17 protein-coding genes are annotated in these 25092 nt (G+C 73.1%); 14 read left to right on the plus strand and 3 right to left on the minus strand.

Annotated features, from left to right (window positions below; translation table 11 throughout):
- Positions 1 to 33: 33 nt before the first annotated feature.
- Positions 34 to 1647, minus strand: a complete 1614-nt coding sequence (locus H0H10_RS38930; RefSeq protein WP_188185963.1) for an NADH-quinone oxidoreductase subunit NuoF family protein — start codon at positions 1645 to 1647, stop codon at positions 34 to 36.
- The gene (locus H0H10_RS38935; RefSeq protein WP_188185964.1) at positions 1644 to 2882 is read right to left on the minus strand and encodes a ferric reductase-like transmembrane domain-containing protein; all 1239 of its coding nucleotides are present in this window, start codon (positions 2880 to 2882) and stop codon (positions 1644 to 1646) included. The genes H0H10_RS38930 and H0H10_RS38935 overlap by 4 nt, the downstream gene beginning before the upstream one ends.
- A gap of 463 nt (positions 2883 to 3345) precedes the next feature.
- On the opposite strand from H0H10_RS38935, the gene leuS reads away from it, so the two are divergent.
- From leuS to H0H10_RS38985, 10 genes are all read left to right on the plus strand, one after another.
- Entirely contained in the window at positions 3346 to 6222 is a 2877-nt protein-coding gene (gene leuS, locus H0H10_RS38940; RefSeq protein ID WP_188185965.1) for a leucine--tRNA ligase, read from the plus strand.
- A gap of 164 nt (positions 6223 to 6386) precedes the next feature.
- A complete protein-coding gene (locus H0H10_RS38945; protein WP_188185966.1) occupies positions 6387 to 7121 on the plus strand; it encodes a hypothetical protein in 735 nt (244 codons plus the stop codon).
- Between the two features lie 73 nt (positions 7122 to 7194).
- The gene (locus H0H10_RS38950; protein WP_188185967.1) at positions 7195 to 8040 is read left to right on the plus strand and encodes a DegV family protein; all 846 of its coding nucleotides are present in this window, start codon (positions 7195 to 7197) and stop codon (positions 8038 to 8040) included.
- A 122-nt stretch (positions 8041 to 8162) separates the two neighbouring features.
- Positions 8163 to 9314: a ComEA family DNA-binding protein gene (locus H0H10_RS38955; RefSeq protein ID WP_188185968.1), complete on the plus strand. Its 1152-nt coding sequence runs from the start codon at positions 8163 to 8165 to the stop codon at positions 9312 to 9314.
- On the plus strand, positions 9311 to 12013 hold the full coding sequence (locus H0H10_RS38960) for a ComEC/Rec2 family competence protein (protein WP_188185969.1): 2703 nt from the start codon (positions 9311 to 9313) through the stop codon (positions 12011 to 12013). Before H0H10_RS38955 ends, H0H10_RS38960 begins: the two co-directional genes overlap by 4 nt.
- Positions 12014 to 12017: 4 nt before the next feature.
- A complete protein-coding gene (locus tag H0H10_RS38965; protein ID WP_188185970.1) occupies positions 12018 to 12887 on the plus strand; it encodes an arylamine N-acetyltransferase family protein in 870 nt (289 codons plus the stop codon).
- Between the two features lie 121 nt (positions 12888 to 13008).
- Complete coding sequence (locus H0H10_RS38970; protein ID WP_188186065.1) at positions 13009 to 13890, plus strand: YceI family protein; 882 nt, start codon at positions 13009 to 13011, stop codon at positions 13888 to 13890.
- 60 nt (positions 13891 to 13950) lie between these two features.
- The gene (locus H0H10_RS38975) at positions 13951 to 14196 is read left to right on the plus strand and encodes a hypothetical protein (RefSeq protein ID WP_188185971.1); all 246 of its coding nucleotides are present in this window, start codon (positions 13951 to 13953) and stop codon (positions 14194 to 14196) included.
- 49 nt (positions 14197 to 14245) lie between these two features.
- A complete protein-coding gene (gene holA / locus H0H10_RS38980; RefSeq protein ID WP_188185972.1) occupies positions 14246 to 15235 on the plus strand; it encodes a DNA polymerase III subunit delta in 990 nt (329 codons plus the stop codon).
- A 417-nt stretch (positions 15236 to 15652) separates the two neighbouring features.
- Positions 15653 to 16048, plus strand: coding sequence for a nuclear transport factor 2 family protein (locus H0H10_RS38985; protein ID WP_188185973.1), 396 nt, complete (start codon positions 15653 to 15655; stop codon positions 16046 to 16048).
- Between the two features lie 218 nt (positions 16049 to 16266).
- On the opposite strand, the gene rpsT is transcribed toward H0H10_RS38985, so the two are convergent.
- Positions 16267 to 16533: a 30S ribosomal protein S20 gene (gene rpsT / locus H0H10_RS38990; RefSeq protein ID WP_010042013.1), complete on the minus strand. Its 267-nt coding sequence runs from the start codon at positions 16531 to 16533 to the stop codon at positions 16267 to 16269.
- A 240-nt stretch (positions 16534 to 16773) separates the two neighbouring features.
- On the opposite strand from rpsT, the gene lepA reads away from it, so the two are divergent.
- The 4 genes from lepA to hemW all read left to right on the plus strand — a co-directional run bounded on the left by lepA (position 16774) and on the right by hemW (position 24992).
- Entirely contained in the window at positions 16774 to 18642 is a 1869-nt protein-coding gene (gene lepA / locus H0H10_RS38995) for a translation elongation factor 4 (RefSeq protein ID WP_188185974.1), read from the plus strand.
- A gap of 250 nt (positions 18643 to 18892) precedes the next feature.
- The gene (locus H0H10_RS39000) at positions 18893 to 20770 is read left to right on the plus strand and encodes an AMP-dependent synthetase/ligase (RefSeq protein WP_188185975.1); all 1878 of its coding nucleotides are present in this window, start codon (positions 18893 to 18895) and stop codon (positions 20768 to 20770) included.
- Positions 20771 to 20975: 205 nt separating this feature from the next.
- Positions 20976 to 23720 carry a SpoIIE family protein phosphatase gene (locus H0H10_RS40410; protein ID WP_223181093.1) on the plus strand — a complete coding sequence of 915 codons (2745 nt, stop codon included), beginning with the start codon at positions 20976 to 20978 and terminating at the stop codon, positions 23718 to 23720.
- 39 nt (positions 23721 to 23759) lie between these two features.
- Positions 23760 to 24992, plus strand: coding sequence for a radical SAM family heme chaperone HemW (gene hemW / locus H0H10_RS39015; RefSeq protein ID WP_188185976.1), 1233 nt, complete (start codon positions 23760 to 23762; stop codon positions 24990 to 24992).
- The last annotated feature ends 100 nt before the right edge of the window (positions 24993 to 25092 follow it).

Raw genomic sequence — 25092 nt, forward strand, 5'->3', positions numbered from 1 at the left:
CCCCCGGATCGATGATCCGGGGGTTTGTTCGTGTCAGCGCCCGAGTGCCCGGCGTCCGCGGCCCTGGGAGAGGACCGGCAGGTTGGTGCGCGAGGACGGGGCCTGCGCGCGCGTGTCCTCCTCGATGCGCAGGGCGAGGGCCGGGCAGCGGCGCACCGCGCGCACGGCCTTGGCCTCCGCGAAGCGCGGCACGTCGGCCTGCGCCACGGTCGGGAAGCCGTCGGCGCCGAGCTGGAAGACCTCCGGCAGGATGTCCGCGCACAGCCCGTGCCCGCGGCACAGCGTCCAGTCGACGTAGATCTTCTGGCGGCTGGGCCCGTTCTCCTCCGAACCGCCGCCGGGGACGCCCGTCGGGGCCCTGCCCCCCTCGAACAGTGGCAGCACGCCCGTCACGGGCCGCCCGCAGCCGTTGCCGAGGACATGGGCGGCGAGGTCGTCCGTGAACGCCTTGAGGGTCGACTCCAGGAACATCGCCGAACCGTCCGGGTGCGAGCACGCGCCGCGCCGCTTGACGTTGCCCGCGACCTGCTTGAGCGCCTCCAGGGCGGCCGGGCCGCCGCCGTTCAGCACGTCCTCCAGGCCGCGCGCGGCGGCCGGCAGGCCGAGGTAGCAGGGGCCGCACTGGCCCGCGCTCTCCTCCGCCAGCCACTGGGCCACCCGCAGCGACTCGCCCAGGGGGCAGGTGTCCTGACCGATCGGCAGGATCGCGCCCGCGCCGAGCGAGCCGCCCACCTGCTGCAGGGAGTTGCGGGAGACGATCGCCTCGTCGACCGTCGCCGCGTCGATCCACTTGCCGTGGTAGCCGCCGGTCAGCACGCCCTGGGTCACCGGCGGGGCGCCGGCGAGCTGGAGGACGTAGCGCAGCGGCACCCCCGTGGGGACCTCGATCACCATGGGGCGGGCGACCGCGCCGGAGACCGTCAGCATGACGGTGCCGGGCTCGTCGTACAGGCCGGTGTTGCCGTACCGCTCGGGGCCGATGCGTGCGGCGATCGCCAGCTGGGCGAACGTCTCGGCGTTGGACAGCAGCGTCGGCGCGCCGCCGACGCCGCTCTTCGACGCGCTGATCTTGCGGCCGGGCGGGATCGCCGGGCCGCCGTCGATGGAGCGGATCAGCGAGGCCGCCGCGCCGGTGACCATCCGCACCGGATTGCGCTGCACGCGCGCCCGGAGGGCCGAGCGGCGTCCGTTGCTCAGGCCCCGCTCGGCGAGCGCGGCCTCCATGGAGCGCTGCGTGGACTCCCGGGTGACCCCGACCACGAGGGTGCGGGCGCCCAGGGCCTCGGCGCACAGCAGGGCGCCGTCCAGGATGAGGTGCGGGGCGCGGTTGATCAGCACCGTGTCCTTGCGGCAGGCCGGCTCGTCCTCGCTGCCGTTGACGACGACGACCGGGCGTACGCCGCGCTTGATCGCCGATTCGGCGACCGAGCGCAGCTTCTTGTGGAAGGGGAAGCCCGCGCCTCCGCGGCCCCTGAGGTTGATGCGTTCGGCGAGCTGCGCGAGCTGCTCGCCGCCCAACGGTTCGAGCGGCCCGTGCACCTTCAGGTGCATGGGCAGATCCAGTCTTTCGACAAGGTCGAAACCCGACGTGAGCTGGGGAAGGCCGACGACGCGGACTTCGGGGACGTCGGGCAGGGCCTCGTTCACTTGTGGCCTCCGGAAGGCGTGTTCCAAGGTTCGCCCGAGCCCGGTGCGCCGAAGTCGTGGGACGGGTCGTAGAGCGCACCGGGGGTTGAATCAGTGGCGGGACCGCTGTTGTACGTGTCGTTCGGGATGTACGTGCCGTGGAGGGGGTTCGTCTCACCGGTGTCGTACACATCACTCCCGCCGTACCCGGGGGTGCCCGGGCCGCCGGTGACCGGGACGGTGTAACCGGTGTCGTTGAGCGGGTCGTAGGCCGAGGGGGGTGCCTCGCCGACCGGCGGCGGCGACGGGATCGGCCAGCTGCCCGAGGTGCCGTTGCCGCCGTCGACGAGGGGTATCGCCTCGGTCGGGCGCATGTCCGGCGGCGGCTGCGTCGGCGTGGCCGGCCCGGCCGCGGGCGGCCGCCGGCTGGCGCGCGAGGGGCCGGAGACGGCCCGGTAGGCGGCCGCGAAGCCGCCCGCGGGCCGCTGGGGCGCGAGGCGCTCGGCGGGCTCGTACAGCGGCGCGGCCGGGGACGGTGTGCCGGGCCGGGGGCCCCGTCGGTCCTCGCGGCCGGGCGGCGCGGACCCCGCCGTCGCCCCGGCCCGGCTCTCCAGGCGCTCCTCGCGGGCGGGTGTCCCGGCGGTCGCGAACAGCCCGGTGACGGTGTCGGCGACCCTGCGCTTGACCGGCCGGGGCGCCGCGCGCAGGGCCAGGGCCGCCATGACGCCGAGTACGGACAGGCCGTACAGGAAGGTGAACAGCGGCTTGGCCGCGCGACCCGCGTAGAGGCCGTGCAGGAGGGCCGCGCACCAGGCCGGGTAGGCCAGCATGTGCATGGCCCGCCAGCGGGCGGCGACGGGCGCGGGGGAGGCGAAGCGGTTGCGCAGGACGCCGGTGACGCCCACGAACAGCATGAGCAGTCCGGCCAGGGTGCCCAGGCCGATCAGGAAGGCCCTGCCCCCGAAAGCCTCGTCGTCCGTGGCCAGGAGGCCGAAGGGGATCACCGCGGCGACCCAGGTGGTGTGTTCCAGCGCCAGCTTGATCCCGATGTGCACCAGCAGGAAGAGGATCGAGGCGACCGCGGTGGTCCGGTGCACCGCCTGGGCCAGGATCCGCCGGCGGGCGTCGAGGAGGATCCGGTCCTGCGCGACGAGTCCCCAGATCACCGAGCAACTGAGGCAGACGAGCGCGAGGACGCCGGCACCGAAGTCGAGGAACGCCGCGAACGAGTCGTCCGCCGTGCTGTCCGTCGTCACGGCCGGCCTCCCCGTGTCGCGGTGCGGGGTGGCAGCGGGAGGTTGCCGGGGGGTGGCTGCAGGGGAGGGTTCATGGGGGCGACTCCGAGCGGTTCGGTAAAGCGGTCCCGCTGCCGCACTCTAAGTGGCGCCATACCCGTGGGTACGAGGTTTGAGTTATTGCGTTGTTATCAAATGACAATGCGGTCGTTGTGATGCCCCATAGTGGCCGTTACGCGAAGTAACCTTTGGCCTTGGTTCAGGTTCCACCCGGTCCGGAAGCCCGTCGCAGCCTCCGAGGCGACTGCGGTACCCTGACGCCATGCGTGCCGTACGCCTTCTGCTTAGCGAGCCGCGCTGATCAGTACCGACCACCGGTGATTCGTGGTCGGAATCGGCGCGGCGTCCCCTCCTGTGCGAGGGGATTTTTCATTTCCTGAATGTCGCAGCGCTGGCAGAGACGATCGATGGAGCTTTGAGGATCATGAGCGAGACGAACCCCGCGGCGACTTCCGAGGTTGCCGCGCCGCACCGCTACACGGCCGCCATGGCCGCCGAGATCGAGGCACGCTGGCAGGACTTCTGGGACGCCGAGGGCACGTACGCCGCGCCGAACCCGAAGGGTGACCTGGCGGGCGACCCGGAGCTGGTCGCCAGGCCCAAGAAGTTCATCATGGACATGTTCCCCTACCCGTCCGGTGCCGGCCTGCACGTCGGCCACCCCCTGGGGTACATCGCCACCGACGTCTTCGCCCGCTTCCAGCGGATGACCGGCCACAACGTCCTGCACACCCTGGGCTTCGACGCCTTCGGCCTGCCCGCCGAGCAGTACGCCGTGCAGACCGGCACGCACCCGCGCGTGTCCACCGAGGCCAACATCGAGAACATGAAGGCCCAGCTGCGCCGGCTGGGCCTGGGCCACGACAAGCGCCGGTCGTTCGCCACGATCGACCCCGAGTACTACAAGTGGACCCAGTGGATCTTCCTGCAGATCTTCGACTCCTGGTACGACCACGAGGCGAGGAAGGCCCGCCCCATCTCCGAGCTGGTCGCCCAGTTCGCATCCGGTGAGCGGGCGATCCCGGGCCACCCCGGGCGCGGCTGGAACGAGCTGAACGCCGCCGAGCGCGCCGACGTCCTGGGCGAGTTCCGCCTGGCCTACGCCTCCGACGCGCCCGTCAACTGGTGCCCCGGTCTGGGCACGGTGCTGGCCAACGAGGAGGTCACCGCCGAAGGCCGCTCCGAGCGCGGCAACTTCCCCGTCTTCAAGGCCAAGCTGCGCCAGTGGAACATGCGCATCACCGCCTACGCCGACCGGCTGCTGGAGGACCTGGACGAGCTGGACTGGCCCGAGGCCATCAAACTGCAGCAGCGCAACTGGATCGGCCGCTCCGAGGGCGCCCGCGTCGACTTCCCGATCGACGGCGAGCGCATCACCGTCTTCACCACCCGCCCGGACACCCTGTTCGGCGCGACCTACATGGTGCTGGCGCCCGAGCACCCGCTGGTCGAGAAGTTCACCCCGGACGCCTGGCCCGAGGGCACCCACGACGTGTGGACCGGCGGTCACGCCACCCCGGCAGAGGCCGTCGCCGCCTACCGTGCGCAGGCCGCGTCCAAGTCCGACGTGGAGCGCCAGGCCGAGGCCAAGGACAAGACCGGCGTCTTCATCGGCTCCTATGCGACCAACCCCGTCAACGGCGAGCGGATCCCGGTCTTCATCGCCGACTACGTCCTGATGGGCTACGGCACCGGCGCGATCATGGCCGTCCCCGCCCACGACACGCGCGACTTCGAGTTCGCGCGCGCCTTCGAGCTGCCGATCACCTGCGTGGTCGAGCCCACCGACGGCCGCGGCACGGACACCTCGGCCTGGGAGGACGCCTTCGCGTCGTACGACGCGAAGATCATCAACTCTTCGGGTGAGGGCGTCTCCCTGGACGGCCTGGGCGTCGTCGAGGCCAAGGCGCGCATCACCGAGTGGCTGGAGCGCACCGGCACCGGCGAGGGCACCGTCAACTTCCGCCTGCGCGACTGGCTGTTCAGCCGCCAGCGCTACTGGGGCGAGCCCTTCCCGATCGTCTACGACGAGGACGGCATCGCCCACGCCCTGCCCGAGTCGATGCTGCCGCTGGAGCTGCCCGAGGTCGAGGACTACTCCCCGCGCACCTTCGACCCGGACGACGCCGACACCCAGCCCGAGACGCCGCTGTCGCGCAACGAGGACTGGGTCAACGTCACCCTGGACCTGGGCGACGGCCCGAAGAAGTACCGCCGCGAGACCAACACCATGCCCAACTGGGCCGGTTCCTGCTGGTACGAGCTGCGCTACCTGGACCCGCACAACTCCGAGAAGCTGGTCGACCCGGAGATCGAGCAGTACTGGATGGGCCCGCGCGAGGGGCAGCCGCACGGCGGCGTCGACCTGTACGTCGGCGGCGCCGAGCACGCCGTGCTGCACCTGCTGTACGCGCGCTTCTGGTCCAAGGTGCTGTACGACCTGGGCCACGTCTCCTCGGCGGAGCCGTTCCACAAGCTGTTCAACCAGGGCATGATCCAGGCCTACGTCTACCGCGACAGCCGCGGCATCGCGGTGCCGGCCGCCGAGGTGGAGGAGCGCGACGGCGCCTACTACTACCAGGGCGAGAAGGTCTCCCGGCTGCTGGGCAAGATGGGCAAGTCCCTGAAGAACGCCGTCACGCCGGACGAGATCTGCGCCGAGTACGGAGCCGACACCCTGCGCCTGTACGAGATGGCGATGGGCCCGCTGGACGTCTCCCGGCCGTGGGACACGCGCGCGGTGGTGGGCCAGTTCCGGCTGCTGCAGCGGCTGTGGCGCAACGTCGTGGACGAGAGCACCGGCGAGGCGGCGCTGTCGGACGCCGCTCCCGACGAGGACACGCTGCGTGCCCTGCACAAGGCGATCGACGGTGTGCGCCAGGACCTGGAGGGCATGCGCTTCAACACCGCCATCGCCAAGGTCACCGAGCTGAACAACCACCTGACGAAGTCGGGCGGTCCGGTCCCGCGGTCGGTTGCCGAGCCGCTGGTCCTGATGGTCGCGCCGCTGGCCCCGCACATCGCCGAGGAGCTGTGGCGCCGGCTGGGCCACACCGACTCGGTCGTCCACCAGGACTTCCCGGTCGCCGACCCCGCCTATGTCGTGGACGAGACCGTGACCTGCGTCGTCCAGATCAAGGGCAAGGTCAAGGCGCGCCTGGAGGTCTCCCCGTCCATCTCCGAGGAGGAGCTGGAGAAGGCGGCGCTGGCCGACGAGAAGGTCGTGGCCGCGCTGGGCGGGGCCGGGATCCGCAAGGTCATCGTGCGGGCGCCGAAGCTGGTGAACATCGTCCCGGCGTGACGGTCCGGCCACGGCGCCGATGAGCTGGGGGTAGTCCCCTACGGGCAGGTTCGGGGTTCTGTCGGAACTCCGGGCCTGCCCGTTGCGTTTACCGTGGAAGAGCGGCGCGGTGTGTGCCGCGGTCCGCCGCAGCCGGCGGACCGGACGGTCCGAGGAGGAGCTTCGTGGAAGCAGTGATCGCAGTCTTCGCCCTGCTCTTCGTGCTCGCCCTCGTGCTCGGTGCCTATGCCACGGTGAAGGCCGTCGGCGCCGCCAAGCGCAGCGTGGACCGCGGCATCACCCAGGCCCGCCGCACGGTCGAGGACCACACGCTGCGCGCCAAGTCCCTCGTCCAGATGGGCCCGGCGGCCGAGCTCGCACAGCTCCGGCTGACGCTGCGCACCTCGATGCGGGCCACGCAGGACGCGCTGCACGCGGGCGTCGCCGAGGACGAGTCCCTCAAGGAGTCCCTCGCCCTCTTCGAACGGCTCAGCGCCCACGGGCACGAACTGGACGCCGAACTCAGGCGACTGGAGTCCGAACCCGACCGTGCCGCACTCGGCGACCGGCTCCCCGGCCTGCGCGAGCGCACCGAGCGCATCACCCGTTCGGCGGACGCCCTGCGCTGGGCGGCCCGCGACCGGGCGCGCCGATTCGCGGACGACGACCTGGACACGCTGAGTGCGCAGATCGACGTCGAGGCGGGCGCCCTGCGGCACTGGACGGAGACGGAACCCGCCGCCGCGCCGCCGCCCTGGCCCGAGACGCCGGCCGCCGACGGGCCGGCCTCCCGCCGGAGCGGGCCCGGGACCGACCGGCCGGAGCCGGCGCAGGAACCGACGCGGCCCGCGATCACCCCACCCGGCCCGCGCCCCGTGTACCCCTGGCAGAAGAAGGCCCGCCCGGAGAACACCACCTGAGCGCGGCGGGCATCGCGCCCGGTCCGCGGGGCCGGGCTGCCCTACGGGCGCTACGCCAGGTAACCTCCAGCTCATGTCCCGCCATGTCGCGATCGTCACCGATTCAACGGCCTACCTCCCGGCCCGGACGATGGAGCGGCACGGCATCCTCGCGGTACCCCTGACCGTGGTCCTGGGCGACCGGGCGCTGGAGGAGGGCACCGAGATCTCGACCCGTTCCCTGGCCCAGGCGCTGCAGAAGCGACGCCCCGTCACCACCTCGCGCCCCAGCCCCGAGGTCTTCGCCGAGACGTACCGAAAGATCGCCGAGTCCGGCGCCGAGGGCATCGTCTCGCTCCACCTCTCCGCCGAGCTCTCGGGCACCCACGACGCGGCGGTCGTCGCCGCGCGCGAGGCACCGGTCCCGGTCCGCGTCGTGGACACCGGGATGATCGCGATGGCCCTGGGGTTCTGTGCGCTCGCCGCGGCGGAGACGGCGGAGGCGGGCGGCACGGCGGACGAAGCCGTCACGGCCGCGGAGAAGCGGGCCGCGGGCACCTCCGCCTACTTCTACGTCGACACCCTCGACTACCTGCGCCGCGGCGGACGGATCGGGGCCGCGCAGGCGCTGCTCGGTTCCGCGCTCGCGGTGAAACCGCTGCTCCAGCTGGAGGACGGCCGGATCGAACCCCTGGAGAAGGTGCGGACGGCTTCCAAGGCGATCGCCCGCCTGGAAGAGATCGTCGCCGACCGGGCGGGCAGTGCCCCCGTCGACATCGCCGTCCACCACCTGGCCGCCCCCGAGCGGGCGTCGGCGCTGGCCGAGCGTCTGCGCGACCGGGTGCCCGGCCTCGTCGACCTGCATGTGAGCGAGGTCGGAGCGGTGATCGGCGCCCATACGGGGCCTGGGCTGCTGGGGGCCGTCGTCTCTGCGCGGTGAGGTGGGACGGGCGGGCGCGTCCGTCACCCGTAGGGGTGAGAAGGTTGTCCACAACCCGCCGGTAGTCCCCGGGAATCGACCAAGATCATCGCGGGTCGGCCGAGGTGCCGGATCCTCGGCGCATGGCTCTTCGATCACGTTCACGCACAGCGACCGCGACCAGCGGGCCGGGCCGCGGTCCGGCCTCCGACGGCCGTACCCGCCGGCATGCCCGTGGCCATGGTCATGGCCATCGCCGTGACCGGTCACGGCACCGCCGGACGCCGGCCGAGGAACTGCGCCGCCGCGCGGAGGCCCTCTTCACGGACCGCTCCCAACCTCTCGGAGAACGGGCGGAGTCGGGGACGGGCCCACCCACCCGGACGCCCGACGCCCCGGGAGCCGGGGGCGCCGTCCCAGGCGCGACGGGGATGGCGGGGGTGGCCCGCGATCGGGGGAGGAGTGCCCTCGGTGATCGCGGGCCGGGTGGTGCCGTTGGTCGCGGGGCGGACGTCACCGCCGGCTGTGGGACGGACGGCGAGGCCGAGGGTGTGGTGGGGACCTGGCGGGAGCGGGTCGGGCCGGCGCTGCGGGAGCGGATGCCGCTGTGGCTGCAGGCGAGGTGCGGGATGGAGCGGCGCAGCGCGGTCGCGCTCACCGTGCTGCTCGTGGTCGCCGCCGTCTTCGCCGTGCAGCACTACTGGACCGGCCGGACCCAGCCCGTGGCAGCGCCCGAGGTGGTGCGGGAGGCGCCGGAGTACGGCGGGGACGGGCGGGGCACCGGCACGGCGACCGGCCCGGCCACGCCGACCGGGGCACCGAGCACCACGGCCGGCGCCGAGATCGTGGTGGACGTCGGGGGCAGGGTCCGCGAGCCCGGGGTCCACCGGCTGCCGGCCGGCTCACGGGTCGCGGACGCCCTGCGCGCCGCTGGCGGTGTCCGCCCCGGCACGAAGACCGACGGACTGAACCGGGCCCGCTTCCTCGTGGACGGCGAGCAGGTGATCGTCGGCGCGCCCGCTCCCGCCCCCGGCGCGGGACCCGGCCCGGCCGCCCCCGCCCCCGGTGGGCCGGCCGGCCCGGCGGCGGGAGCGGCAGCCGCCACTCCGGTCTCCCTCAACACGGCGACCGCCGACCAGCTCGACACGCTGCCGGGCGTCGGACCCGTGCTGGCCCAGCACATCATCGACTACCGCACACGGCACGGCGGCTTCCGCTCGGTGGACGAGCTGCGCGAGGTCAACGGCATCGGCGAGCGCCGCTTCGCCGACCTCCGCAACCTCGTACGGCCATGACGCGGCTCCCCGACGCCTCCGATGGAGCGGCCTCCGTCGCCCCGGCGGCCGGCCAGGATCCTGCCGCCTTCGACGGCCGTCCGCCGCCCGCCGCCCGCGCGGCCGTGCACGCCGCGTCCGGGCATCGGCTCGGTGCCGCCCGCCCCCGGCAGGAGGGCCCGGCGGATCTGCGGCTCGTGCCGCCCGCGCTCGCGGCCTGGGGGACGGCCGCCCTGGCGGTGGACGCGTCGCCGGGGTGGGCCATGGGGGCCGCGGCCGTCTGCCTCGCGGCCGCCTGCGTGCTGCTGACGGCAGGGCGGCGCGCGGCGCGCGGACTGGCCCGGGCCTCGGCCGCCACCGTACTGCTCTGCATCGCCGCGTCCGCCGCGTCGGCCACGCTGCACGGCGCGGACCTGCGCCGCGGGCCCCTGCCGGAGCTGGCGCGGAGATACACCACCGTCACCGCGGAGGTGGAGGTCACCGCCGACCCACGCCTCACCCGGCCTCGCGTCCGGGGAAACCGCGCCGCGCCGCCCGCCGTGCTGATCGAGGCCGACGTACGGAGGGTGGAGGACGCGGGCGGCACGGCCGTGGCGACACGGACTCCGGTGCTGTTGATCGTCGACGTGGGTGCGCAGGCGGCGGAGCGGGGACCGGCTGCCGGTCCCGACGCCTCGCGGATCACCGGCGGTGCGCCGGGCACCTCGCCGTGGCTCCGGCTGCTGCCGACCACGCGGCTGCGTGTCGTCGCGCGGTCCGCACCCCCGGCGGTGGGCGGGGACCGGATCGCCGCCGTGCTGCGGGTGCGGGGCCGGGAGGCACCGGAGGTGGTGGCCGGGCCGTCGGCGCCGCAGCGGCTCGCGGGACGTCTGCGCGCCGGCTTGCGGGAGGCCACCGACGGTCTGTCCGCGGACGCGCGGGCACTGCTGCCGGGGCTGGTCGTCGGCGACACCTCGCGGATCACACCGGAGCTGGACGAGGCGTTCAAGGAGACCGACCTCGCGCACACGCTGGCCGTGTCCGGGGCCAACTTCACGATCCTGCTCGCCCTGCTGCTCGGCCCGCCCGGACTGGCCCAGCACAGCGAGCGCCGGGGCCTGGCACCCCGCCTCGGCCTCTCCCTGCGGACGACCGCGCTGCTCGGTGGGGCGCTCGCTCTCGGATTCGTCGTCGTGTGCCGGCCGGACCCGAGCGTGCTGCGGGCCGCGGCCTGCGGAGCCGTCGCCCTGCTCGCCCTCGCCACCGGGCGGCGCAGATCCCTGATCCCCGCGCTGGCGACGGCGGTGCTGCTGCTGGTGCTGTACGACCCGTGGCTGGCCCGCAGTTACGGCTTCCTGCTGTCCGTGCTGGCCACCGGCGCCCTCCTCACGCTCGCGCCCCGGTGGAGCACGGCGCTGCGCCGGCGCCGGGTCCCGCCCCGGCTCGCCGAGGCACTGGCCGCCGCTGCCGCCGCGCAGGCCCTGTGCGCGCCGGTGGTCGCCGTGCTCTCGGCCCGGGTGAGCCTGGTGGCGGTGCCGTGCAATCTGCTCGCGGAGTTCGCCGTCGCGCCGGCCACGATGCTGGGCTTCGCGGCGCTGGCGACGGCACCGGTGGCGATGCCGGTGGCCAAGGGGGTCGCCTGGTGCGCCAGTTGGCCGGCCGAGTGGATCGCGGGGATCGCCCGCACGGGGGCGGCGCTGCCCGGCGCGGGAGTGGACTGGCCGGGCAGCTGGACCGGGGCCGTGCTGCTCGCCCTCCTCACGGTGGGCGTGCTGCTCCTCGGCCGCCGGCTGCTGCGGCACCCCGGGTGGTGCGGCGTGTGTGCGGTGCTGCTGGCGCTCGCGGTGGTGCAGCCGCCGCCCCTGACCCGGGTGGTCACGGGGTGGCCGCCACCGGGCTGGCGGCTGGTCATGTGCGACGTGGGGCAGGGTGACGCCATGGTGCTCGCGGCGGGCCCGGGTACGGGTGTGGTCGTGGACGCCGGGCCCGATCCGGCGCTCGTCGACCGCTGTCTTCGCGCGCTCGGCGTCACCCGGATCCCGCTCGTCGTGCTGACCCACTTCCACGCCGACCACGTGGCGGGACTGCCCGGGGTGCTGCGCGGACGTTCGGTGGGCGCGATCGAGACGACCGGGCTTCAGGAACCCGCGGACCAGGCGGAGTTCGTGCGCCGCCAGGCGGCGGCACGGCACATCCCCGTACGGCACGCCGTCGCGGGGGAGCAGCGACGGTCCGGCGCGCTGTCCTGGCAGGTGGTGTGGCCTCCGCCCGCCCCGCCGCCCGAGCCGTCATCCGTTCCGCCGCCCGCACCGTGGCCTGGTCCGCCACCCGCCCCGGGGCCGAGCGGGGTGCCGGCTGCGGTGCCCGGTGTGGAGGGGCCCAACGACGCCAGCGTCACCCTGCTGGTCCGCACGGCCGGACTGCGCCTGCTGCTGCTCGGGGATCTGGAACCCCCGGCCCAGCGGGAACTGGCGGGTTCCCCCGCGGCAGCGGCGCTGGAACGGGTGGACGTCCTGAAGGTGGCCCATCACGGCTCGGCCCATCAGGACCCCGGGCTCCTGCGCCGGGTGGCTCCGCGGCTGGCACTGATCTCCTGCGGTGACGACAACCCGTACGGGCATCCCGCGCCCGGCACGGTCGCGGCGCTGCACGCCCACGGGGCGGCGGTGCTGCGCACGGACCGGGACGGGGCGCTGGCGGTCGTGGGCGCGGGCGACGCGCTGCGGGTGGCGGGAGACTGAGCCCATGAATTCCGCACAGGTCGATGCCTATCTCCGTCGTCTGGGAGCCGAGTACCCGGCGTGGCCCACCGTTGACGCCCTGCGCGAGCTGCACCTGCGCCATCTGCGGACCGTGCCGTTCGAGAACCTGTCCGTCCATCTTGGCGAGGAGATCGTGCTGGAGGAGGAGCGGCTGCTGGACAAGGTGGTGGGCGCGCGGCGGGGCGGGTTCTGCTACGAACTCAACGGAGCCTTCGCGGCGTTGCTCACCGCCCTGGGCTACGAGGTCACGCTGGTCGCGGCACGGGTGTACGGAGACGGGGACCGGCTCGGGATCCCGTACGACCACATGGCGCTTCTGGTACGGACGGTGGACGGGGGCGACTGGCTGGCCGACGTGGGCTTCGGGGCGCACAGCCACCTGCCCCTGGCGTTCGGGGAGCGGGGTGAGCAGGAGGACCCCGCGGGCACGTTCCGGATCGTGGAGGCGGGGCCGGACGCGGCCGGGGTGCGGGGCGCGCACGATTCGGCCCGGGCCGCGGACCTGGACGTGCTGCGCGGCGGAAAGCGCGTGTACCGGGTGGAGCCGCGTCCGCGGGTGCTCGACGACTTCGTGGCCGGGGCGTGGTGGCACAGCACCTCGCCCCGGTCCCACTTCCTTCAGTCGCTGGTCTGTTCGCGCGTCACCGAGGACGGCGGCCGCATCACGCTCAGCGGCCGCAGACTCACGCTGACGACCGCGGACGGACGGCGGGAGGAGCGCACGCTCGGGACGGACGAGGAGGTGCTCGCGGCGTACCGGGACCGCTTCGGCATCGGGCTCTGCCGTGTGCCGGCCGTGAGAAACCGCGACGGGCTCGGCCAATTCGGGCCACAGGGTGCTACTGGTGCGTAGTACCGGCACATGCGCTGGATTCCCGCGATGTGGGCTCGTGTTGCCTCGAAAACCCCAATGGTGATCGAATGCATCTCCGCAAGGTGTTTCACGTTTCAACGTCGTGCAGAGGGTGTCGCAGATGATCGGCCGCTGGCTGGGGAACCGAACGAAGCGGATGCAGCGGACGGGGCCCCTGGCAGCGGTTCGGACGCCGCCGAACGCCGGGGTGCTGAGCTGCAGGGTGCTCGACCCGGTCAGCGAACCGGTGGCGGGCGCGGAGTTCGCGATCAGCGACGCCATGGGCCGCAAGGTGGTCGGCGGCGGGACGGACCCCTTCGGCTCCTTCGTGACCGCGGTACCGGCGGGCGAGTACCGGCTCGCCGTGTCCGCCGAGGGATACACGCCGTACCGGGCGGTCGCCACGGTCACCGAGAACTCGCTCGCCTCGCTCGGCGACGTGACGTTGCAGGTGGCCCAGCCGCCGGAGCTGCCCGCGCCGGGCGACTGGGAGATCGAGCCCGCGCACTCCTCGATCGGATTCACCGCGCGGCACATCGGACTGGCCCGGATCCACGGCCGCTTCAACTCCTTCGCGGGCGCGGTGCGGATCGCCGACTCGATGGAGCAGTCGGCGATGCACGTGGTGATCGACGCGGCGTCCATCGACACCAACGTGAAGATGCGCGACGACCACCTGCGGTCGGCGGACTTCCTGGACGTGCAGCGGTTCCCGACCCTGGAGTTCTACAGCGACCGGTTCGTGCACCGGGGTGGCAACCGGTGGGCCGTCACCGGGGCGCTGTCGCTGCACGGCGTGACGCGCACGGTCACGCTGGACGCGGAGTACCTCGGGCTCGGCAACGGCATGGAGGGCGAGACGCGGGCGGCCTGCCGGGCCACCACGGAACTGCACCGCGACGACTTCACGGTGAGCTGGCAGACCATGCTGGCCCGGGGCATCGCGGTGGTGGGGCCGAGCATCAGGATCGACCTGGACGTGCAGATCGTCCCCAAGGGCTGACCGGCCCGAAGGGCTGACCTGGCAGGTTCGCTGCCCGCGCGGTGCCCGACAATGGCTCCCGTGAGTGACGTGAGACATGTGCTGGTGCTGCCCGACCGCGAGGCCGCGGAGGAGGCGGCGGAGGCGCTGGGCGAGCGGTTCGGCGTCGACGAGGAGCCGCAGCTCGTCCGGGACGCCCTGGCCGGCGAGGACGACGCCGAGGACGCCCAGTGGCTCCTCGTCCTGCGGGACGAGGGGGAACGGCTGGACCCCGGCGCGCTGGACGAGTTCGCGGCGGAGTGGGACGGCTGGCGCGAGGAGCCGTAGCGCCCACGCGGGCGGGGCGTTGTCAGTGGTGCGTGGGATGCTTGTCGCGATGGCCAGGAAGACTGCGAACGACGACCCTCTCGCCCCGGTGACCCTCGCCGTGGGCCAGGAGGACCTGCTGCTCGACCGTGCCGTGCAGGAGGTGGTGGCCGCCGCCAAGGCCGCCGACGCCGACACGGACGTGCGCGACCTGACCCCGGACCAGCTGCAGCCCGGCACGCTCGCCGAGCTCACCAGCCCGTCGCTCTTCGCGGAGCGCAAGGTCGTGGTCGTACGCAACGCGCAGGACCTGTCCGCGGACACGGTCAAGGACGTGAAGGCGTACGTCGCGGCGCCCGCCGAGGAGATCACCCTGGTGCTCCTGCACGCGGGCGGCGCCAAGGGCAAGGGCCTGCTGGACGCCGCGCGCAAGGCGGGGGCGCGGGAGGTGGCCTGCCCGAAGATGACGAAGCCGGCGGACCGGCTGGCGTTCGTGCGGGCGGAGTTCCGCACGGCCGGGCGTTCGGCCACGCCCGAGGCGTGCCAGGCACTGGTGGACGCGATCGGCAGCGACCTGCGCGAGCTGGCGTCGGCGGTGTCCCAGCTGGCCGCGGACGTCGAGGGGACGATCGACGAGGCGATCGTCGGGCGGTACTACACCGGACGGGCCGAGGCGTCCAGCTTCACGGTCGCGGACCGGGCGGTGGAGGGGCGGGCGGCCGAGGCGCTGGAGGCACTGCGCTGGTCGCTGGCGACAGGGGTGGCGCCAGTGATGATCACCAGCGCGCTGGCCCAGGGCGTGCGGGCGATCGGGAAGCTGTCGTCGGCGCGCGGGGGACGGCCCGCCGACCTCGCCCGAGAGCTCGGCATGCCGCCCTGGAAGATCGACCGCGTCCGGCAGCAGATGCGCGGCTGGACGCCCGACGGTGTCTCCGTGGCCCTCCGCGCGGTCGCCGAGGCGGACGCCGGCGTGAAGGGCGGAGGCGACGACCCCGAGTACGCCCTGGAAAAGGCGGTCGTGACCATCGCCAGGGCGGCCCGGTCGCGCGGGCGGACCTAGCCCCTGCTCTGCACCCCGTCGCCCGCCCTGCACGGCGGGCCCCGCGGTGCCCGCCGTGTACGGTCGGACGCCCCCGGGACGCCCTCGACCGGTGTGCCGTCGGATGGGATGGGGCGCGTGCCCCGTGCCGCCGGACAGCCCGGGACGCCCTCGACCGAGTGCCGTCGGACGGGCCGGGACGCCCTGGACCGTGTGCCGTCGGACGGGCCGGAATGTCCTCGACCGCATGCCGTCGGACAGGCCGCGGGCCCTTGACCGCGTACCGTCGGACAGGCCGCGGGCCCTTGACCGCGTGCCGTCGGACAGTGCCGCACGGCCCTCGGCGGGCCCGGTGGGTCGTCCGCCGGGACTGTGCGGGGGAGGAGAATCGGAGGTATCAGCTGACATCGCCCACGCAGTAGAAGGGTGGCGATCGACATGGCCGAACACCCCCACGCAGCACTCGTCCGCAAGGGCTACGAGGCCTTCTCGCGCGGGGACATGGACACTCTGCGGGAGCTGATGGCGAAGGACGCCACGCACCATGTGCCCGGCAGTCACCCGCTGTCGGGCGACTACAAGGGCCAGGACGCGATCATCGAGCTGTACCGGCGGCTCGCCGAGGAGACCGGCGGCACCTTCCGCGTCGAGCTGAGCGGCATCGCCGTCGACGGCCGGGGCCACGCGGTCGGCGTGAGCCGGTTCACCGCCCAGCGGAACGGCAGGCGCCTGGACCAGACCGGGTGCATCGTCTTCCGGATCGTCGGGGACAAGGTCACGGACCTCGACGAGTGCGTCGAGGACATCGACGCGAGCAACGACTTCTGGTCGTAGCGGACCCGTGCCCGCCGGTTCCGGGAACGAGGCCGGGACATGCCGAAGGTCCCGCCGTCCACCCCGAGGAGGGGTGGGACGGCGGGACCTCGGATGAAGCTGATGGATCCATGCCCGCGTGGCGAACGCAGGCCGCGCATGGACCCGGGGTGCCGGTCGGGAGCGGATGAGAGAGGGCCCGCTCTGGGTCCTTCCGGCGGTCAGACCAGATAAGCGGTTCAGCCCTTGAGGGCGGCGACCTTCTGAGCCAGCGCCGACTTCTTGTTGGCGGCCTGGTTCTTGTGGATGACGCCCTTGGAGACGGCCTTGTCGAGCTGACGCGCGGCAGCGCGCTGGTACTCGGTGGCCTTCTCGACGTCGCCCGCGGCAGCGGCCTCACGAGCCTTGCGGATCGCGGTCTTCAGGGAGGACTTGACGGCCTTGTTGCGCAGCCGAGCCTTCTCGTTGGTCTTGATCCGCTTGATCTGGGACTTGATGTTCGCCACGAATGAGCCTTTTCAGGTTCTGGCACGGGGCCGCACGATGCCGCACGATCCCGGACCGGGTGATTTCTTGGGGGCGTGCCTCGCGCTGAGAGGGCATGAGACACAGCCCCCCACACTACCAGCGGCCCATTGAGTGGCCCAAACCCGTCCCTGGTCCGCGCCCGTGGGACCATGGAAGCTACGTGACGATCCGACCCGAGACCGCAGACACTGCGGACGCCTCAAGAATCAGGACCCTGCGTGCCCGCGACCCCTAGCCATGTGCCCGAGCCGAGCCGTACCGACCCGGCTCTGATCCGCAACTTCTGCATCATCGCGCACATCGACCACGGCAAGTCCACGCTCGCCGACCGGATGCTCCAGCTGACCGGCGTGGTCGAGCAGCGGCAGATGCGCGCCCAGTACCTCGACCGCATGGACATCGAGCGCGAGCGCGGCATCACGATCAAGTCCCAGGCGGTGCGATTGCCGTGGGCCCCCACCCACGACAAGGGCAACACGCACATCCTCAACATGATCGACACCCCGGGGCACGTCGACTTCACCTACGAGGTCTCGCGGTCGCTCGCCGCGTGCGAGGGGACCATCCTCCTCGTCGACGCCGCCCAGGGCATCGAGGCGCAGACCCTCGCCAACCTCTACCTGGCGATGGAGAACGACCTCACGATCATCCCCGTCCTGAACAAGATCGACCTGCCGGCCGCGCAGCCCGAGAAGTTCGCCGAGGAGCTGGCCAACCTCATCGGCTGCGACCCGGGTGACGTGCTCAAGGTCTCCGCCAAGACCGGTCTCGGCGTCGAGGCGCTGCTGGACAAGGTCGTCGAGCAGATCCCGGCCCCGGTCGGCGTCAAGGACGCCCCCGCCCGCGCGATGATCTTCGACTCGGTCTACGACTCCTACCGCGGTGTCGTGACGTACGTCCGTGTCATCGACGGCCAGCTCAACAAGCGCGAGCGGATCCGGATGATGTCCACCGGCGCCACGCACGAGCTGCTGGAGATCGGCACCAACTCGCCGGAGATGCTGCCCGCCGACGGTCTCGGCGTCGGCGAGGTGGGCTACCTCATCACCGGTGTGAAGGACGTCCGCCAGTCCAAGGTCGGTGACACCGTCACCAGCCAGTCCAAGGGCGCCGAGGAGGCGCTCGGCGGCTACAAGGACCCCAAGCCGATGGTCTTCTCCGGCCTCTACCCCCTGGACGGGTCGGACTACCCCGAGCTGCGCGAGGCGCTGGACAAGCTCCAGCTCAACGACGCCGCGCTGGTGTACGAGCCGGAGACGTCCGCCGCGCTCGGCTTCGGTTTCCGCGTCGGCTTCCTCGGCCTGCTGCACCTCGACGTGATCCGCGAGCGGCTGGAGCGCGAGTTCGGGCTCGACCTGATCGCCACCGCGCCCAACGTGGTGTACCGAGTGATCATGGAGGACGGCACCGAGCACACCGTCACCAACCCGAGCGAGTTCCCCGAGGGCAAGATCCAGGAGGTCTACGAGCCGGTCGTGCGCGCCACGATCCTCGCGCCCACCGAGTTCATCGGCGCGATCATGGAGCTGTGCCAGACCCGGCGCGGCACCCTGCTCGGCATGGACTACCTGTCGGAGGACCGGGTCGAGATCCGCTACACCCTCCCGCTCGCGGAGATCGTCTTCGACTTCTTCGACCAGCTGAAGTCCAAGACGCGCGGCTACGCCTCCCTCGACTACGAGCCCACGGGCGAGCAGTCCTCCAGCCTCGTCAAGGTCGACATCCTGCTGCACGGCGACAAGGTGGACGCCTTCTCGGCGATCACCCACAAGGACCAGGCGTACGCGTACGGCGTCCGGCTCGTCGCCAAGCTCAAGGAACTGATCCCGCGGCAGAACTTCGAGGTGCCGGTGCAGGCCGCCATCGGCTCCCGGGTGATCGCCCGCGAGACCATCCGCGCCATCCGCAAGGACGTCCTCGCCAAGTGCTACGGCGGTGACATCTCCCGTAAGCGGAAGCTGCTGGAGAAGCAGAAGGAAGGCAAGAAGCGGATGAAGATGGTGGGTTCCGTGGAGGTTCCCCAGGAGGCCTTCATCGCGGTTCTCTCCAGCGATGACAGCGCGGGTTCGGGCAAGGGCAAGAAGTAACCGCGACCCGTCCCGCCCACCCCCGGCAAAACGGACGCGCAGGGGCCCGTCGTACGAAAGTGCGGCGGGCCCCTTCGTGTGCACCCGGTCGTCCTCCGGGGGAAGTGACCGGGCGCGGAGTCTTACGCGCAGGCCGGTCGCCCTTTACCCTGATGCCTGCTCGATAGTTACTCGTGAGTTAAACAACCGCCCGAGAGTGAACCCCAGCCGCACCTGAGCCAGCCGCACCGTCGCGGGCCCGGAGGATGTCGTGAGCGACACACAGACACTGATCGAGAACCGTCCGCCGTCCGTGGCGGGACTCTTCCTGGAGCGCGTGGCGGCCACGCCGGACGCGGAGGCGTACCGCTACCCCGTGCCGCCGGCCTCCGGCGAGGGCCCGGACGACTGGAAGTCGCTGAGCTGGGCGCAGGCCGCCGAGCGGGTCTACGCGATCGCCGCCGGGCTGATCGAACTCGGCGTGGAGCCCGAGCAGCGCGTGGCCCTGGCTTCCTCCACCCGGATCGAGTGGATCCTGGCCGACCTCGGCATCATGTGCGCGGGCGCGGCGACGACCACGGTCTATCCGCAGACCAACGCCGAGGAGTCGGCGTACATCCTGTCCGACTCCGAGAGCAGGGTGCTCATCGCCGAGGACGCCGCCCAGCTCGCCAAGGCGAAGGAGAAGCGCGGCGAGCTGCCCGACCTCACACACGTCGTGGTGATCGACGCGACCGGTGCCGACACCGGCGAGGACTGGGTGCTGACCCTTGAGGAGCTGGAGCGCCGGGGCGCGGCCCGCCTGGAGAAGGACCCGGAGCTGATCAAGGGGCGGGTCGGCGCGCTCACCAAGGACCAGCTCGCCACCCTCATCTACACCTCCGGCACCACCGGCCGGCCCAAGGGTGTCCGCCTGCCGCACGACAACTGGTCGTACATGGCCAAGGCGATCGCCGCGACCGGCCTGGTCACCGGCGAGGACGTGCAGTACCTGTGGCTGCCGCTGGCGCACGTCTTCGGCAAGGTGCTGACCTCCGGCCAGATCGAGGCCGGCCACGTCACCGCCGTGGACGGGCGCGTCGACAAGATCATCGAGAATCTGCCGGTCGTCCAGCCGACGTACATGGCGGCCGTGCCGCGCATCTTCGAGAAGGTCTACAACGGCGTCGCGGCCAAGGCCCGGGCCGGCGGAGCGGCCAAGTACAAGATCTTCCAGCGGGCGGCGGAGGTCGCCCGGGAGTACGCCAGGGTCACCCAGGACAACTTCCAGCGCACCGGCACGCGCACGGCGCCCTTCGGGCTGGCCGCCAAGCACAAGGTCGCCGACGCCCTCGTGTACGCGAAGATCCGCGAGGCGTTCGGCGGGCGGCTGCGGGCGTGCGTGTCCGGCTCGGCCGCCCTCGCGCCGGAGATCGGCTACTTCTTCGCGGGCGCCGGCATCCACATCCTGGAGGGCTACGGCCTCACCGAGTCCTCCGCCGCGTCCTTCGTCAACCCCGGCGAGGCCTACCGCACCGGCACCGTCGGCAAGCCGCTGCCCGGCACCGAGGTGCGCATCGCGGACGACGGCGAGATCCTGCTGCGCGGACCCGGCATCATGGAGGGCTACCACAAGCTTCCGGAGAAGACCGCCGAGGTCCTGGAGGCGGACGGCTGGTTCCACACCGGCGACATCGGCGAGCTCTCACCCGACGGCTACCTGCGCATCACCGACCGCAAGAAGGACCTCATCAAGACCTCCGGCGGCAAGTACATCGCGCCGGCCGAGGTCGAGGGTCAGTTCAAGGCGGTGTGCCCGTACGTCTCCAACATCCTGGTGCACGGCGCCGACCGGAACTTCTGCACCGCGCTCATCGCCCTCGACGAGCCCGCCATCCTGGAGTGGGCGAAGGAGAACGGGCTGGGCGGCAAGCCGTACGCGGAGGTCGTCGCGGCTCCCGCGACGGTCGAGATGATCGACGGCTACGTCAAGCGGCTCAACGAGGGCCTGCAGCGCTGGCAGACCATCAAGAAGTTCCGGCTGCTGCCGCGGGACCTCGACGTCGAGCACGGTGAGATCACACCGAGCCTGAAGCTGAAGCGGCCCGTCGTGGAGCGGGAGTACAAGCACCTGATCGACGAGATGTACGAGGGGGCGCGCGAGGCCTAGGGCGCCACCGGCCCGCCGGCGGGCGGAGCGGGTGGCTCCGGCGGTCGGATCCGCCCGCTTTCCGGTCGGGTTTCGCACATCCGTGTAGCACGGTTCTCACTCATGGCGGCCCACTTCGGTAACTCGGCGCGTATGAGCGCGGTCAGTCTGTCACTCTGTCGGCATCGACTGCGCGTATTCGTACGAACTGCCCGGGGAGCCGTCCATGGGGGCCATTCCGACGCAACGGGAGACCGTCTCCTGTGTCAGTGGGACGCCTGCGCACCCTTCGCATGCGCCTGCGCGGGAGTGCGTGCGGGCGCACGCCGTCCTGCCCGGAAGCTCCCTGGCGCCGGGCGGCGCCCGCGCGCTGGTGCGTGCCGCGCTCGCCGACTGGTCGGGCCGCGGCCTGCCCGGCACCGGGTACCTGACCGACCGCCTCGCCGACGACGCCCTGGTGGCCGTCAGCGAGCTGGTCACCAACGCCGTCGTCCACGCCGGCACCGACGTCGAGGTGGTCTGCCGGCTGGAGGAGACCGGAGCGCTCGTCCTGGAGGTCTCCGACCACCACCCCTCGCGCGCACCGCGGGGCGCCGAGGCGGAGACGCCGTACGAGATCCCCGAGTACGGGCGCGGGCTGCGGCTCGTCGCCACGCTCTCGGAGGCGTGGGGCATCACGTACCGCACGGGCACCAAGACGGTCTGGGCGCGGTTGCCGGCCGAGGGCGAGGCGGTCGCGGAGCAGATCGAGACGTACGCCGAGGAGCGCGCCCTGGACCGGGAGCTGCGCGTCGCGGAGATCCTTGCGCCGCAGCCGCCCGCGGCCGGCGGTAACGGGCAGGGCACGCGGGGCCGGGCGGACCGGCAGGACACCCGGGCCGGGAAGGGCCGGCGGGGCCGGCGGCGCCCCGGGAGCCGGGACGCCGCCCCGCAGGCACCGGCCACCACCCCGGAGGCCCGCGCGGGGGCACCGGACGGACCGCCCGCCGCGGAGGCCCCGGCCGCCGTGGTGGCTCGCCCGGAGGGTTCACCCGACCCGGCCGCCGTGGTGGCTCGCCCGGAGGGTTCACCCGCCGCGGCCGCTGGGGTGGCTCGCCCGGAGGGTTCACCCGCCGCGGCCGCTGGGGTGGCTCGTCCGGAGGGTTCACCCGCCGCGGCCGCTGGGGTGGCTCGTCCGGACGGTGCACCCGGCTCGGCCGCCGTGGTGGCTCGCCCGGACGGATCGCCCGCCGCGGCCGCTGGGGTGGCTCGTCCGGACGGTGCACCCGGCTCGGCCGCCGTGGTGGCTCGCCCGGACGGATCGCCCGCCGCGGCCGCTGGGGTGGCTCGTCCGGACGGTTCACCCGGCTCGGCCGCCGCCGAAGCCCGCCCGGAGGGATCGCCCGCCGCGACCCGTCCGTCCGGCTCGGAAACCCGCCCGGACGGGCTGCCCGTCCCCAAGGGCCACCCCCACGCAACAGCCGTCCCTGAAAGACCAGCCGTCCCGGAGGGACCGGTGGCTCTCGACCCACCGGTTGCCCCGGACAACCGCCCGGGCACGCCGGCCGCACCGGACGACCGCGACGGCCCTCACGCGCCGGACCGGCAGGACCGGCCGGACTGGGCCGACTGGCGGGACGGCACGGCCGGACCCCACTGGCGGGGTGTCCGCGACCGCGAGTGGCTGGGCCGCGGTGCCCTCTCCTTCCTCGCGGAGGCCTCCGACCTGCTCGCCGGACAGCTCGACGAGGACCTGGTCGCCTCCCTCACCGGACAGCTGATCGTGCCCCGGCTCGCCGACTGGTGCGCGGTGTGGCTGGAGGACGAGTCACTGGGCCGCGGCGCCTGGAGCGACGACCCGGGTGCGGCCGTGGGATCGCGGCTGGCCCGTGTCTGGCACGGCAGCGAGAGCTGCATCGAGGAACTGCGCTGCGAACTGGAGAAGAACCCGCCGCGCCCGCGCGACCCGTGGAGCTCCGGACCCGTCGAGCACCCCTGGCCGGGCGAGGCGCTCGGTCCGCGAGGGGCGCACGGTTCGGCGCTCGCCTACCGGCTCGTCGCCGGCGGCCGGCCGCTGGGCAGCCTCGTCATCGGACGGGCCGGCACCCCGTGCTTCCCCGACGAGATCACCGGCCTCGTGGAGGACCTCAGCCGCCGGGTGGCCCTCGCCATCGGCGCCGCCCGCCAGTACGCCAGGCAGGCCACCATCAGCGCCGTCCTCCAGCGCGGCCTGCTGCCCGGCGCCGTCGCGGAGATCCCGGGTGTGCGCAGTGCCCTCGTCTACGAGCCGTGCGACAAGGGCGGCCCCAGCGGCGACTTCTACGACCTCTTCCCGGCCGGCGACGGGCGCTGGTGCTTCGCCGTCGGCGACGTCCAGGGCAAGGGACCCGAGGCCGCCGTCGTCATCGGGCTCGCCCGGCCCTGGCTGCGGCTGCTGGCCCGCGAGCAGTACGGGGTCCCCGACGTCCTCGACCGCCTCAACCAGCTCCTCCTCGACGACGCGACCGAGGCCGCGGACGCCGCCGCCCGCGCACTGGTGGCCGTCGGCGGCCCTCCGGTTGCCCCGGGCGACGGCCCGCAGACCCGCTTCCTGTCCCTGCTCTACGGCGAACTGGAGCCCTTCGACGGAGGCGTCCGCTGCACCCTCGCCTCCGCCGGCCATCCGCTGCCGCTGCTCCTCGGCCCCGACGGGACCGTCCGCGCGGTCGCGCAGCCGCAGACCCTCCTCGGGGTCGTCGAGGACGCGACGTACATCAGCGAGACCTTCGAGATGCGGCCCGGCGACACCCTGCTGTGCGTCACGGACGGCGTCACCGAGCGGCGCTCCGGCTCCCGTCAGTTCGACGACGGGGACGGCCTGGCCGCGGCGCTCGCCGGGTGCGCCGGACTGGACGCGGAGCTGATCGCCGAGCGCATCAGAAGGCTCGTGCACGAGTTCGCGGCCCGCCCCCCGGAGGACGATCTGGCGCTGCTGGTGCTCCAGGCGCAGTGACGAGCGGGCGCAGGGCACGGGTGCGGGACAATGGAACGCATGCCCTCCGCACTTCCCGACGGCGAACCCGTCCCCGCCGACGGCGCCCTGCCCGCGTCCGCGCTGGCCGGGGCCGCAGACCGCCCCCTCGGCTTCTACCTCCACGTCCCGTACTGCGCCACCCGCTGCGGCTACTGCGACTTCAACACCTACACCGCCACCGAGCTGCGCGGCACCGGCGGTGTGCTCGCCTCCCGCGACAACTACGCGGAGACGCTGACCGACGAGATCCGCCTCGCCCGCAAGGTGCTCGGCGACGACCCGCGCGAGGTCCGCACCGTCTTCGTCGGCGGCGGTACGCCCACCCTGCTGGCCGCCGGTGACCTCGTACGGATGCTGCACGCGATCCGCGACGAGTTCGGCCTCGCTGCGGACGCCGAGATCACGACGGAGGCCAACCCGGAGTCGGTGGACCCGGCCTACCTCGCGACCCTGCGGGAGGGCGGCTTCAACCGGATCTCCTTCGGCATGCAGAGCGCCCGGCAGCACGTGCTGAAGGTGCTGGACCGCACTCACACGCCGGGGCGCCCGGAGCGCTGCGTCGCACAGGCGCGCGCGGCCGGCTTCGAGCACATCAACCTCGACCTGATCTACGGCACCCCCGGCGAGTCCGACGACGACTGGCGGGCCTCCTTGGACGCCGCCCTCGGCGCCGGTCCGGACCACGTCTCCGCCTACGCCCTGATCGTGGAGGAGGGCACCCAGCTCGCCCGCCGCATCCGGCGCGGCGAGATACCGATGACGGACGACGACGTGCACGCCGACCGCTACCTGATCGCCGAGGAGACGCTGTCCGCGGCGGGCTTCGACTGGTACGAGGTGTCGAACTGGGCCACCTCGGAGGCCGGGCGCTGCCTGCACAACGAGCTGTACTGGCGGGGCGCCGACTGGTGGGGCGCGGGGCCCGGCGCCCACAGCCACGTGGGCGGCGTGCGGTGGTGGAACGTGAAGCATCCGGGGGCGTACGCGGCGGCGCTGGCGGCGGGGCGGTCGCCGGGGGCCGGGCGGGAGATCCTGTCCGACGAGGACCGGCGGGTGGAGCGGATCCTGCTGGAGCTGCGGCTGCGGGAAGGGGTGCCGCTGTCGCTGCTGCGGGAGGACGGGCTCGCGGCGTCGCGCCGGGCGCTGTCGGAGGGGCTGCTGCAGGAGGGAGCGTACGAGGCGGGGAGCGCGGTGCTCACCCTGCGGGGGCGGCTGCTGGCGGATGCGGTGGTCCGCGACCTGGTGGACTGACCGCGCTGTTCTCGCCCCCGCCGCCCCTTCCCATTCCCGACCTCTGGGGGCTGCGCCCCCAGCCCCCCGCTTCGGCCGAGCCCCCAGGGACGGGAAGCGG

It is taken from the genome of Streptomyces griseicoloratus, assembly GCF_014534645.1.
GTDB lineage: Bacteria > Actinomycetota > Actinomycetes > Streptomycetales > Streptomycetaceae > Streptomyces > Streptomyces griseicoloratus.

Coding starts and splice junctions, on each gene's coding strand:
- leuS (WP_188185965.1), top strand. CDS start 3,346: ATGAGCGAGACGAACCCCGCGGCGACTTCCGAGGTTGCCGCGCCGCAC.
- H0H10_RS38950 (WP_188185967.1), top strand. CDS start 7,195: ATGTCCCGCCATGTCGCGATCGTCACCGATTCAACGGCCTACCTCCCG.
- H0H10_RS38955 (WP_188185968.1), top strand. CDS start 8,163: ATGGCTCTTCGATCACGTTCACGCACAGCGACCGCGACCAGCGGGCCG.
- H0H10_RS38960 (WP_188185969.1), top strand. CDS start 9,311: ATGACGCGGCTCCCCGACGCCTCCGATGGAGCGGCCTCCGTCGCCCCG.
- H0H10_RS38965 (WP_188185970.1), top strand. CDS start 12,018: ATGAATTCCGCACAGGTCGATGCCTATCTCCGTCGTCTGGGAGCCGAG.
- H0H10_RS38970 (WP_188186065.1), top strand. CDS start 13,009: ATGATCGGCCGCTGGCTGGGGAACCGAACGAAGCGGATGCAGCGGACG.
- holA (WP_188185972.1), top strand. CDS start 14,246: ATGGCCAGGAAGACTGCGAACGACGACCCTCTCGCCCCGGTGACCCTC.
- H0H10_RS38985 (WP_188185973.1), top strand. CDS start 15,653: ATGGCCGAACACCCCCACGCAGCACTCGTCCGCAAGGGCTACGAGGCC.
- H0H10_RS40410 (WP_223181093.1), top strand. CDS start 20,976: ATGGGGGCCATTCCGACGCAACGGGAGACCGTCTCCTGTGTCAGTGGG.
- hemW (WP_188185976.1), top strand. CDS start 23,760: ATGCCCTCCGCACTTCCCGACGGCGAACCCGTCCCCGCCGACGGCGCC.